We start from the raw sequence: 13,164 nt of genomic DNA, 5'->3' as shown, positions 1-13,164 counted from the left end.
TCCGAAAAAAGCTTAGAAAATCGGCAATACAAATTGTTATTGAATAATTGTTTTTTTATTTTCACGATATGCAGTATCAAATAACGAGAGCAACTGATAGTGATTTGCCACTTATGCAACGTTTGTTTTATCAAACAGTAACAACTTACGGTGCCTTGTTATTTACCAAGGATGAAATAAAAATTTATTCTCGCTTAGCTACAAATAAAATATACTGGCAAAAGAAATTTAAAAAAGGCTTTATTTACAATGCCAAGCTTAATGGAGAAATTGTAGGGTCTTTTTCTATGGATGTTAATGGAAACATAGAGTACTTCTTTGTACACATGAATTATCATGGTAAAGGTATTGCCCGTCAATTATATATTACACTTGAAGAAGTAGCAAAAAAAGAAGGTATTAAAACACTTACCATACAAATACATTTGGCGACCAAAGTTTTTTTCGAAAAGAATGGATTCGACATTGTTAAGAATGCTGTTAAAGTAGTCGGAGGTAATGAAATAATTAACTACAGCGGGGTTAAAAAACTTTAAAAGTTAATTCTGAAGACAATATTAGGAGTAAACCCTAATCCTAATTGCTTTACTTCTTCGGTAGTGATGTTGGAATCTATGCGATAGTAATTGTTTACCGTATTTTTCTGTCCCAAGACATTCCATAAAGATATTCCTGCCATTCCACTAGTTTTATTAGCGAATTTAAAATCATAAGTAGCTGAAGCGTCCCATCTAAAATAATCTTCTAGCGTGTCAGAATTTGGAGGTAAATAATTAATAGTAAGATTGTCGGATATTTCATTTCCTGCTATAGGTCTTGTGGTGGGTTTACCGCTGTGCCAATTAATTCCAGTAGAAAATTTAAAGTTATTTTTGGAATACGAAAAAGCAAGATTGAGATTGTGCCGTATATCAATATTGTTGGGGAAGTCCCTTTCGCTTAAATTATTAAAAGTATAATTGTTTTCAGCATAAGAATAACTTAACCACGCTCCAAAAGACTTAAATCTCTTATTAATTAGAAAATCTATTCCTTTAATTGTATAACTTCCATGATCGCGTTCAAATTCAAGTTGATTTTGGAATCCCTGGCTTTGAGTAATAATTCCATCTACATTTTTATAATAAGTATCTGTGCTTACCAACCAATTATTGTGATTATAACTTATTCCAAAAGATATTTGCTGACTCTCTATGATGGGTATGTCATTCTCATTGGAAAGGACCCATTTCCTGTTTTCTATACCCAAAAAGTCATTTTGAGATTCAATAATTTGAGAAGTGACCTGACTCTTCAATTCACCTAATGCTTCAATAGTAAAATGATTATTAAATCGGTGATTGATACTTATACGAGGTTCAAAAAGGTAAGTGTAAAACTTATTAAAATGATTGAGACGAAATCCTAAGTTAACATGAGTATTGTTACTTTGTGATTTAAATTCGGCTTCTGAAAAAATACTATTTGTTCGAATAACTTCTTTGGTAAAATCTCTAAATGTTGGATTATTCACATCTCTAAGATTAGAAATACCAGTTTCATTAAACTGATAACCCGATTTCAAATTAAAAAAGTTATTTAGTTTTAATAGCGTATTTACTTTTACTCCAGTTTCTAGAACTTCATTTTCTTGTAACAAGCGCTGATCATTTATAATGTCAGAATTGATTGTTTCAAGATTGTAATTAGTCCCATAAATTAAGATTTCACTTCTAAAGAAGCTATTCCAGTTTCTTTGATAAGATATGCTTCCGGCAAAATTATTTTGTTTAGCACTACTTTCTCTGGATACATTTACTTGATTAATTAAGGCATTTTCTTCAAAAACCAAATCATTTCGCATAAGAATAGCATTTACCTTGAGTAAATCTTTTGGAGTCAATTGGTATAGCCATCTTAAGCTAGTATCATAAAATGAAAATTCTTGATCGGTATTGGATACATCTTCTATTGTATTGGTAACCTCAGAATCCTGAAAGGCTTTATCAAAAAATTGATTGTAGGTGGGGGTCTCTAATACTTCACTAATTGATTTTCTCGATGACACCTGAAGTGAAGACTTCTTGCCCAAAGGGGCGTCAAGGTATCCATCTAGGCTAATCATGTTTATACCGATACTGGCATCAAATTCTTTGTTGATTTCATTGGCGGTATTCATAGCAATTACACTTGAGACACCATCACCATAGGCAGCGCTAGACCCATTTTTTATGAGCTGCACGTTTTTTGTGAGGTACGGGTTAAAAGCTGAAATAAGCCCAAAAAAATGCCCCGATTGATACATTTTTATTCCGTCCCAAAGAATAAGGTTTTGGTCATTAGTTCCTCCTCTCACATTAATATCTGATACGGTTTCTTCAACACTCAAAACTCCTGGTAATGCCTGAATAGTTTGTAATAGGTCGGGTTCAATTAATCCTGGCAGTATACCAAAATCATTATAATCAATAATTATAGAACCATCCGACTTTTTGTTGATCCCCTTTACCAAAAAGTCATTAAGGATAACCTCGTTTAAATACTGGACTTCTGGAGTTAAAAGAATGGTTTTGCAAGGCTGATCTATAAAATCTTTTATAGGAAGTCTTAAAGCTTTATATCCGATGAAATTAATTTTGATCCATTCATCTATATCTCTTACAGTTAGAACAAATTTCCCGGTTTCGTCACTAATTGTTGTATTATTTTTTACTCGTATGGTTGCATTTGATAATGTCTTATCCTCGGTTAGAGATTGTAAAATTCCACAGATTTCGATCTCTCTTAATCTGGCGCTTAATACAATGTTTTTATTATTTAAAATAGTGAAATCAATAGATGTGTTGTCTTGTAAATGTTTGATTGTTCCCTTTAGGTCTAAATCATCTGAAGGACCTAATAGTCTTACTTCTTCAATATCTTCATCAATATATGTGAAACTACAATCAAATTTTTCTTCAATCTGGGTTAATATAATTTTAAGAGGAAGTGGTTCCTGTTCAGATTGTGCGAATGTCTGTTGAACAATAAAAAAGAGAAAAGTAAAAAAAACTGTGATTGTGGTTTTGATCACTGTTTATACAGGGTTATGTTGTTGTCATTCATTTCATATTTCAAAAGCATCGGTATTGTAATAGATTGTAATGCCGTTTGAATATCTGAATGTACAAAATTACCTGTAAAAAGTTTATCTTGATCTAAGTTTTTTGAAATAATTATAATATTATATTGTCTTTCAAACTCTCTTAAAACATATTTGTATGGCGTGCTAGAAAAGGTACTGCGATTTTCTGTCCAGTTTGGTTTGGTTAAAGAAGTTTGTGTCTTGACTATTTTTTTGTCTAACACTCTAAAAACATTACCTGCTGAAAGCTGCGTGGCATTTTCTAAATAAGTAACACTAACCAATCCTTCATAACACACTACTTCAAAAAAGCCTTCTCTTTGTTTTACGTTAAATTGAGTTCCCAGGACGCTTATGATACCAGATGAGGTTACAACATCAAATTTTTTTCCTTTTGCAACTTTAAAATATGCTTCTCCCTCAAGCTTGATTTTACGATTATCATCCCAATCTTCTTCCTGGTACGTTATAGATGAAAGCGCATTGAGCGTAACTTCAGTCTGATCTGGTAAATTGATCAAAGTTTTTTCACTGGCCAAGGTGTCCACAGTAGATATATCTTGATTAAAAAACATAAAATAGCTTCCAATTGCCAAAACAAGTACAGCGGCAATTCGTGCTAGGTAAGTGAAATTTATCCTGTAATTAGTAATCTTTTGGCGCTCAGATAACCTATCTTGTAACGTTTGTAAATTTTGTTCAACATTGTACTGTGGCGATATAAATTTCTTAGCGGTCTCAGAAATCTTCACATAAGAATCATAGGCGTCTAAATTTTTAAACGCCTCTGATTCCGTTGAAGTGAGTTGTTCATGATCCAACCACTTTTGTATGAGATCTTTCTTTTTCATAGCAAGATTTCTGTTTATATAACAACTGTTCCTTAAAAACTCCTACCCTTGTATCTTAAATTCCATCAATTTCTTTTCTCAATTTTTCTAATGCACCATAAATTCTTTTTTCTACGGCCTTTCTAGAAATCCCAAGTAAGCCTGCAATTTCTTGATGTTTTTTTCCTTCTATCCGATTCATTAGAAATGCAACTCTTTGCGCTTCAGTAAGTTTGGATAGGGCGTTTTGATACTTTATTAAGTATTCTTTTTCCTCTAAAACAAAATGAGGGCTTTCATTAGTTTTGTTTATGTGATCGGTTTGCTGAAATTTTAACTTTACCTTATTGTGTTTTAACTCATTTAAAGTTAAGTTGTTAGCAACGGTAAAAAGAAAGCTTTTTGCCTTTCGAAGGGGGGTCTTTTTACAATTATCCCAGAGTTTTATGAATGCCTCTTGTACTTTATCTTTTGGATCAATATGCTCTCCATACTTATAATATATAAAGTCGTGGAGGTCTTTGGAATGCTTTTTAAAAAGCTCAGAAAACAGCTTTTCTTCACAGACATTCTCAAATAAATCTTTAGACATTCCTTGTATTTTTGTTAAAATTAAAAAAAAAAGAGGTTACGAGTAGGAATTTTGTCGTGTATATTGTTTTACTTACAAAAATGTAGGAAAACTGTTAAGAGATGAAGAAGATTTTATGTTTACTAATAATTGGAATGATATTATGTTCGTCCTGTCAGGAGGAGGAAAGAGAAGTTATTGATCCTACTATCAATAATACTATACCTAAAGATTCGCAATTAGCAAAACTAATGCGCAATGTAGTAACTCACGACGGTTCTTATGATGATGTAATAGATGGTGGTAACTGTTTTAGTATTAATTTTCCTTATATGATCATTGTAAATGATGAAGAGATAATTGTTGATAACATTGGGGATTATCAAAATCTCTCGGTGAATGATATGATCGAGATTCAATACCCAATTACAATTACACTATTTGATCATAGTGAGAAAACAGTAATTGATGGTAATGAATTAAATACTTATGTAGCAAGTTGTCGTAAAGAAGATGATGATATCGAATGTGTTGATTTTGTTTATCCAATTGGATTGTCAATTTTTAATGCCCAATCTAATAGGTTTAGGGTAGTTGATATAGGACATGATTCCCAGATGTTTACATTCATGTCTACATTGGGAGATAACTCTTTTGTTAGTATTAATTATCCTATTGACCTTGTTGCACATAATGGACAAAGATTAAATGCGCAACATAATAGCGGTTTGTTGGAAACTATTCTTGATACTGCATTTACTTGCGAAGAGAATGATAATTAAAATTAGATTCCTTTTATACTAAAGCCATCATATTTTTGATGGCTTTTTTGTTTAACTTTTTTTTAGAATAGATAAACAAAAAGTTAAAATAATGCTAAAGTCATATTTTGGGGTTAGAGTTTTTAGGAGTAAGTTGTTTAATGATCAAACAATAAATTTAAACACCATGAAATTTCAAAACCTTTTTAAAACACTTCTAATCATTTTAAGTGTAGTAATAGTTTCTTCTTGTAGTGACGACGATGATACTACATTTGATGAAAATTCAACAACCATTGCACAGTTTGTAGCTAATAATCCTAATTATAGCTCTCTTCTAGCTGCTTTAGAAAAAGCTGAATTAGTTGAAACACTATCTTCAACAACAGGGAGTTTTACAGTTTTTGCACCTAATAATGCTGCTTTTGATGCATTTCTTACCGATCTAGGAGTAACGTTGGATGATCTTACCAAAGAAGATTTAACTCCTATTTTGTTAAATCATGTGATAGGATCAGAAGTTACTTCATCTCAATTATCTACTGGATATGTGAGTAATGAATCCGGGGTAAGTACCTACATTAATACATCTAGCGGAGTTGTTATTAATGGTGATGTAACCGTTACTACAGCCGATATAGATCAATCAAATGGAGTGATACATGCAGTAGATAAAGTAATCGCAGTTCCTACGTTACTTGATTTTGTTACTGCAGATCCAGATTTATCTTCTTTGGGTATTGTAGCTACGGCAGATGTTGCAGCCGCATTATCGGGAGATACAACACTTACATTGCTCGCACCAACCGATGCGGCTTTTGGCGGAGTTGATTTAAGTGGATTATCAGACGACGAGGTAGAAAACACATTATTAAATCACGTGATTGCAGGAGAAAACTTGTCTTCTGGCTTAGCTACTGGATATGGAAACACACTTGCAACCTATGGAGGTACTGATAATAATCTTAGTATCTACATTAATACGAGTGATGGAGTTACTTTTAATGGAACTTCTAGCGTGCAAACCGCAGATGTAGTAGCAAGTAATGGAGTTATGCATATTGTAAATGCCGTAATTACTTTACCAACAGTAGTTACATTTGCAGTAGCAGATGCAGATAACTTTAGTACTTTGGTAGCAGCCCTTACCGATTTAACGCCAAATACAGATTTTGCACAAATTTTAAGTACAACAGGAGAAGCGCCGGCACCTTTCACAGTATTTGCACCTACAAATACTGCTTTTGCTGCAATTACTGTCCCCGACAATGAAGACGACATAGTACCTATTTTGAATTATCATGTTGTAGGTGGTCAAAATGTACGTTCTACAGATTTGGTAGACGGTACCGTTGAAACATTAAATGGTGATGTTACTATAAATGCTTCAGCTCCTAGTGTTCAAGGAGGTGGAAATGATACCGCAAGCAATATAATTGTTGTTGATGTACAAGCCATAAATGGAGTTATTCATGCTATTGACCAGGTGTTACTTCCACCAACAATGATGTAATATATATCGCTCCAAAATAAAAAATCTGGACTGTTTTTTTACCCGTTAAAGCGACGGTCCAGATTCTCTTCTTTACACTAATTTTTAAAACCTTTATTACAATGAAAACGCTAATCAAAAGATTAACGGTACCTTTCTTGTGCCTTTTTCTAATGAATTTTGTACTGTCTTGTCAAGATGATGATGAGATGAACAATGAACCGGAACTTACCGAATTTGAAGAATCTCCAATTATTAGCTTTGATGAAATTGATAAGATGACACAAAGCACAATTGATGGAGAATTGGCTTTCGAAGAAGGAAAATTAGCTTCTACAGAAAATAAATTCTTCGGCTTTGATATAAGTCGAGAAAAAAGAGTTTATAATTTTTCTGCCAATGTTAACAGTGGAGCAGGGGCAGGAACAGAAATTGGTGGAGAGCTCAAGCTTTACTTTACACTGTACCACGCAAGCTTTACAATTGTTAGGGGTAATTTGACATTACCAGATGGTACCGAAGCTAGAGCACGTGGAGCGATTGTGAGTGATGGCGTTGTATATTTAATAATTAATCCACCTGGTAGAGATTTAATTTTTGGGATTGGAAGAGTTAGGGATAACGGAGATATAGACGGGAGTTTCAGATTCTTCACCTCTGGAGGCTTGGGAAGAGGAACCTGGACAGCCGAGCTTACAGAAACTACATTCCCAGATAAAACAATTGTAGAATTAATTGTAGAAGACGGTAGATTTACTTCTTTGGTAGGAGCATTACAAGCTGCAGAATTGGTAGACGCACTGTCGGGTGAAGGACCATTTACAGTATTTGCTCCAACAGATGATGCTTTTGCAGCATTAGACGAAATACCACCGTTAGATGTTTTAACCGAAATCTTATTATACCATGTAGCAAGTGGTAGATTCAATACTCAAGATCTTCTCGCAGAAGAAATGATCACGACATTACAAGGAGAAAACGTAAAAATAAGTCTTAACGAAAATAACGAAATAGTTATCAACGATACGGTGAAATTACTTTCTGCTAATATAGGAGGGTCAAACGGAGTTATCCAGGTTATAGACGCGGTTTTAATCCCGCCTTCGTTTCAACCTCTTCCTAGTATAGTAGAAATCGCAGTTGATACCCCAGAATTGTCGACCCTGGTTAGTGCATTGCAAAGTGCCGATTTGGTTGATGCACTTAGCGGAGAAGGACCATTTACTGTCTTTGCTCCTACAAATGCAGCTTTCGAAGCACTGGATGCAATTCCATCGGGTGATGCTTTAACCGAAGTTTTATTATATCATGTAGCCGAAGGCAAATTTACTGCTGAAGACTTGATACAAGGAGAAACAGTAACAACATTACAAGGAGATGAGGTGACCATTGAGGTTGATGGTGATGGAAATGTGATTCTTAATGGTTCTATAAAAGTGATGACTGCCAATATTGAAGCTTCAAACGGAATTATACATGTTATTGAAGGGGTTTTGTTACCGCCAGCTGACTTACAATCTATTGTAGAAATTGCTGTAAACACCCCAGACTTATCAACCCTTGTTGGAGCATTACAGGCAGCAGATTTGGTTGATGCACTCAATGGCGAAGGACCTTTCACAGTTTTCGCACCAACCAATGCTGCCTTTGATGCTCTTGATGCAATTCCATCGGGTGATGCCTTAACGGAAGTTTTATTATATCATGTTGCCGAAGGTAAATTTACAGCAGAAGACCTTCTTCAAGGAGAAACAGTAACAACATTACAAGGAGATGAGGTGACCATTGAGGTTGATGGCGATGGAAATGTCATCCTTAATAGTTCTATAAAAGTGATGACTGCCGATATTGAAGCTTCAAACGGAATTATTCATGTTATTGAAGGGGTTTTGTTACCGCCTGCAGATTTGCCATCTATTGTAGAAATTGCTGTTGCAACACCAGAATTATCCACTTTGGTTAGTGCTCTTCAAAGTGCCGATTTGGTTGATGCGCTTAGTGGTGACGGGCCCTTTACTGTTTTTGCACCAACTAATGCCGCATTTGAGGCACTAAGCGCGATCCCAAGCGGTGATGCTTTGATAGAAGTTTTATTGTATCATGTTGCTTCTGGAAAATTTACGGCAGAAGATTTATTAACCGCAGAAACCGTTACAACGCTTCAAGGTGAAGAAGTAACTATTGAAATATTCGATGGCGATGTCATTTTGAACGGAGAAATAGTCGTTAAAATGGCCGATATCGAAGCATCCAACGGGATTGTACACGTGATCGAAGGAGTTTTAATACCTTCTTCTATCTAAAAATAGTTAAGAATTTGAGTTAGTGAACTTCAGATTATTCCTGAAAATTTCACCGGTAAGGACAATAAAAATTGATTCTTATCGGTGATTTTTTTTAATCCCAAAAAACTTGTGCAATTCTTGTAAAACCATTCTTTATTTATACGCTTCAAATCCTTAAATTTGCACCTATCTATTGATAAAGATGGATATTTTTCAAAACAGGATAAATATATGTTTGATAATTTAAGTGATAAGTTAGATAAGGCCTTGCATATTCTTAAAGGTCATGGTCAGATTACAGAGATTAATGTTGCAGAGACCCTTAAAGAAGTTCGTAGAGCACTAGTAGATGCCGATGTTAATTATAAAATTGCCAAAGACTTTACTGCTAGAGTAAAAGAAAAGGCACTTGGTCAGGACGTGTTAAAAAGCCTTAAGCCGGGTCAATTAATGGTTAAGCTGGTTAAAGACGAACTTACCGAATTAATGGGTGGTGATGCCGCAGGAATTAACCTTTCTGGGAATCCTTCAGTAATTTTGATGTCTGGACTTCAGGGTTCTGGTAAAACTACTTTTTCGGGTAAACTTGCTAACTTCCTTAAAAATAAAAAGACTAAAAAACCACTTTTGGTTGCTTGTGATGTCTATAGACCTGCCGCAATCGATCAGTTGCATGTTGTTGGAGAACAGATTAATGTTGAGGTTTTTAGTGATCGTGATAATAATGACCCCGTAGCTATCGCAAAAGCTGGGGTAGCCCATGCAAAAGCCAATGGATTTAATGTTGTTATTATCGATACAGCGGGTCGTTTGGCTGTTGATGAAGCCATGATGACCGAAATAGCAAATATTCATAAGGCGGTAACGCCTAACGAAACACTGTTTGTAGTAGATTCTATGACAGGGCAGGATGCAGTGAATACAGCCAAAGCTTTTAACGATGTTCTGAATTTTGACGGAGTTATTCTTACAAAACTTGATGGTGATACCAGAGGTGGAGCGGCAATATCTATCAAATCTGTAGTCAATAAACCGATTAAGTTTATTGGTACAGGTGAAAAAATGGAAGCAATAGATGTTTTCTATCCTTCACGTATGGCAGATCGTATCCTGGGAATGGGAGATGTGGTTTCTCTTGTAGAACGTGCGCAAGAACAGTTTGATGAAGAAGAAGCTAGAAAACTTCAAAAGAAAATAGCCAAAAATCAGTTCGGTTTTGATGATTTCTTGAAACAAATCCAACAGATTAAGAAAATGGGTAATATGAAGGACTTGGTAGGGATGATACCAGGTGCCGGAAAAATGATGAAGAATATGGATATAGATGATGATGCATTTAAGCATATCGAAGCTATAATACATTCTATGACACCAGAAGAAAGATCCAAACCACAAATTATAAATGCCAGTAGAAAAAAACGTATTGGTAAAGGTTCTGGTACTTCAATTCAACAGGTAAATCAATTGCTGAAACAGTTTGACCAAATGAGTAAAATGATGAAAATGATGCAAGGTGGCGGTGGTAAACGAATGATGCAGATGATGGGTAAAATGAGATAACACAAAACTTAATATATAAATTTTAAAGATTATTGGGGGAATGGAAATACTGGATGGAAAGAAAATAAGTAACGATATCAAAGATGAAATTGCTGCCGAAGTTCAAAAAATGAAAGAACGTGGTGAGAAAGTGCCACATCTTGCAGCTGTTTTGGTAGGTAATGATGGCGCTAGTTTAACCTATGTAGGTAGCAAGGTTAGAGCTTGCGAACGTATAGGTTTCGAATCTACTTTGGTAAAGATGCCTAGTACAACTAGTGAAATCGAACTGCTTGCCAAAATAAAAGAACTTAATGAAGATGATGATATCGATGGGTTTATTGTTCAATTACCATTACCTCCTCAAATAGACACTCAAAAAGTATTGCTTGCGGTGGATCCAGATAAGGATGTAGATGGTTTTCATCCTATGAATTTTGGGAAAATGGCATTGGACATGTCCACATTTATTCCTGCAACTCCTTTTGGAATTTTGGAATTACTAGAGCGATATGATGTAGATACCAAAGGAAAACACACTGTGGTAATAGGAAGAAGTCATATCGTTGGACGCCCTATGAGTATTTTGATGGGAAGAAAAGGTTGGCCCGGTAATTCTACGGTTACACTTACGCATAGTCATACCAAAAATATTACACAGATTATCTCTCAGGCTGATATTGTAATTTCGGCATTGGGTGTGCCTAATTTCCTGAAAGCAGAAATGGTTAAGGATGATGCTGTAATTATTGATGTAGGTATCACAAGAGTGCCGGATGAATCTGCAAAAAAAGGCTATAGAATTGTAGGGGATGTTGATTTTGAAAATGTAAGCAAAAAAGCTTCGTATATTACCCCGGTTCCTGGAGGAGTAGGGCCGATGACTATAGCAATGCTGCTTAAAAATACATTATTGGCTAGAGAAAGGCATCGCGCAACTAGTAAATAATAAAGATTATACCTTAAACTAAAAAATATCCCAGAACATCGTTCTGGGATATTTTTTTATTCTTTTTTAAGGGTAACCATGTTAGATAACCTTTCCTAAAAGTGATAATATTTTTTGATATGCGCCAATAGCTATTGGTTCCTTGTTGTATTATTAAAGAATAATAAAATGATTGGGATAGGGATATAAAAAAAATGTTAGGGCAGCGCCCTAACATTTTGTTACATTTATATTTTGGTGATTAAATGTATATTTTTATTTTTTTAGCCTCTATCGCTATTGAACTGTTCTGGAGAAATGTTCTCCTCTCCGTTAGTTTGGTATCCACCACTTCCAGAAGGACGTAGGTCTAATGACAAGTTGTATGAAGGTACACTAATTCCTTTCGAAGTTTTAACAGTGTTAAAATCTAAGATTTGAGTACCTTTTTCGTATAAAGCGTTCTTAGTAAATGTCCCTACACGCTTTCCGTTAATAACTTTTTCCTTCCATTCAAAACCATAAGCAATTTTTAAGTAGTACTCACCTTGAGGGATGTTTCTGATAAATTGCGTAGTGCTTTTATTGATATATGTAATACGCACTAGCTCATCATCATTTTCGGTTTTACCCATTTTATAAAGCTTAACAACACATTCTGTGTTTTTACCTACTTTAATTTTAAGGTAGTTGTCTAACTTATAGTCAAACTTACCTTTAAAGTTAAATGACTTTGGTGTTGCACCAGACTTATAGGTCTTTGATTCCCAAGAAGAATATTTATCTTCTCTAGTTACTGTCATAGTAGCAGCAGTAGGAGTAGACGCATTAGAACTAGAACCATAAGAAGGAGTGGTAGACTCAATAGGTGCCGCAGCTACGTCACCTTGTGCTGCTCTACGTCTCGCTTCTTCAAGGGCTTTTTGTGTTTCTCTAGTGTCAGCAAGAGCCTTTCTTGCTGCTGCATCTTTAGATCTTTTGGCTGCTTCAGCATCAGCGATTGCTTTAGCTGCATTGGCTTCCGCTTCTCTTTTTAAACGCTCTGCATTTGCAATAGCTCTTCTTGCTGCTTCTTCTGCAGCTCTTTTAGCTGCTTCTGCTTGTGCGATTGCAGCTTGGGCAGCTGCTTTTGCAGCTTCTCTCTTGGCAGCTGCTTCTTTTGCCGCTCTTTCAGCGTCTGCGATTCGGCTATCTTCTGTTAAGTGCTTTGTAATAACAAAACCGTTCATACTTTTATACTGGATAGCACTCCACTCTCCATAGTTAGAACTCATCACATATACTTGAGTTCCTTGAGGAACCTCAGCGATAGTATTAAAGTTTAATCCTGGACCACTTCGAACTGTTAATTTTTGAGCGGACATCAAATATTGCTCAGACTGAGCATAAGCCGACGAGAAAGTAATCACCAAAAGCAGAATAAATGTAAAAATAGATTTCATATCTCTTGTTTTTAAGTAGATTGGGTTATAATTTTTATTCAATATTATTTTTATGTTAATTCAATTTTCTGAGTTCTAAAACTCGAATTTACCGTCAAAAATTGCCTTTCAAAAAAGATGCCAAAGTTAAATTTACTCTAAATTCTTCTTAATATATATTTTTCTTAAGAAGCGAATATTAACAACTTTTAAAAGAACAATCTGATTGGTAAT

Annotated in this window: 10 protein-coding genes; 6 read left to right on the top strand and 4 right to left on the bottom strand. The window is 34.9% G+C overall.

What is annotated here, in order from left to right; genetic code table 11:
• Positions 1–68 precede the first annotated feature (68 nt).
• A complete protein-coding gene (locus U6A24_RS05195) occupies positions 69–536 on the top strand; it encodes a GNAT family N-acetyltransferase (protein ID WP_324178880.1) in 468 nt (155 codons plus the stop codon).
• On the opposite strand, the gene U6A24_RS05190 is transcribed toward U6A24_RS05195, so the two are convergent.
• The 3 genes from U6A24_RS05190 to U6A24_RS05180 are packed head-to-tail and all read right to left on the bottom strand — an operon-like array spanning position 533 to position 4,525.
• Positions 533–3,052: a TonB-dependent receptor gene (locus U6A24_RS05190; RefSeq protein WP_324178879.1), complete on the bottom strand. Its 2,520-nt coding sequence runs from the start codon at positions 3,050–3,052 to the stop codon at positions 533–535. The two genes, U6A24_RS05195 and U6A24_RS05190, sit on opposite strands and share 4 nt — an antisense overlap.
• Positions 3,049–3,954: a FecR family protein gene (locus tag U6A24_RS05185; RefSeq protein WP_324178878.1), complete on the bottom strand. Its 906-nt coding sequence runs from the start codon at positions 3,952–3,954 to the stop codon at positions 3,049–3,051. The genes U6A24_RS05190 and U6A24_RS05185 overlap by 4 nt, the downstream gene beginning before the upstream one ends.
• Before the next feature lie 55 nt (positions 3,955–4,009).
• A complete protein-coding gene (locus U6A24_RS05180; RefSeq protein WP_324178877.1) occupies positions 4,010–4,525 on the bottom strand; it encodes an RNA polymerase sigma factor in 516 nt (171 codons plus the stop codon).
• A gap of 101 nt (positions 4,526–4,626) precedes the next feature.
• Between U6A24_RS05180 and U6A24_RS05175 the strand changes: the two genes are divergently transcribed.
• The 5 genes from U6A24_RS05175 (at position 4,627) to U6A24_RS05155 (ending at position 11,530) form a co-directional block, all read left to right on the top strand.
• Positions 4,627–5,286, top strand: coding sequence for a hypothetical protein (locus U6A24_RS05175; protein WP_324178876.1), 660 nt, complete (start codon positions 4,627–4,629; stop codon positions 5,284–5,286).
• Positions 5,287–5,452: 166 nt separating this feature from the next.
• On the top strand, positions 5,453–6,778 hold the full coding sequence (locus U6A24_RS05170) for a fasciclin domain-containing protein (protein ID WP_324178875.1): 1,326 nt from the start codon (positions 5,453–5,455) through the stop codon (positions 6,776–6,778).
• 101 nt (positions 6,779–6,879) lie between these two features.
• Positions 6,880–9,060, top strand: coding sequence for a fasciclin domain-containing protein (locus tag U6A24_RS05165; protein WP_324178874.1), 2,181 nt, complete (start codon positions 6,880–6,882; stop codon positions 9,058–9,060).
• A gap of 213 nt (positions 9,061–9,273) precedes the next feature.
• Positions 9,274–10,602, top strand: coding sequence for a signal recognition particle protein (ffh, locus tag U6A24_RS05160; protein ID WP_324179015.1), 1,329 nt, complete (start codon positions 9,274–9,276; stop codon positions 10,600–10,602).
• 40 nt (positions 10,603–10,642) lie between these two features.
• Positions 10,643–11,530 (top strand): bifunctional 5,10-methylenetetrahydrofolate dehydrogenase/5,10-methenyltetrahydrofolate cyclohydrolase, encoded by an 888-nt coding sequence (locus U6A24_RS05155; RefSeq protein WP_324178873.1) that lies wholly within the window; start codon positions 10,643–10,645, stop codon positions 11,528–11,530.
• A gap of 263 nt (positions 11,531–11,793) precedes the next feature.
• On the opposite strand, the gene U6A24_RS05150 is transcribed toward U6A24_RS05155, so the two are convergent.
• The gene (locus U6A24_RS05150; protein WP_324178872.1) at positions 11,794–12,951 is read right to left on the bottom strand and encodes an SH3 domain-containing protein; all 1,158 of its coding nucleotides are present in this window, start codon (positions 12,949–12,951) and stop codon (positions 11,794–11,796) included.
• Between the last annotated feature and the right edge of the window lie 213 nt (positions 12,952–13,164).

This window comes from Aquimarina gracilis, from assembly GCF_035285365.1.
Taxonomy (GTDB): domain Bacteria; phylum Bacteroidota; class Bacteroidia; order Flavobacteriales; family Flavobacteriaceae; genus Aquimarina; species Aquimarina gracilis.
Note: the sequence above shows the minus strand (reverse complement) of the source record. Positions and strands in the feature narration are given on the sequence as shown.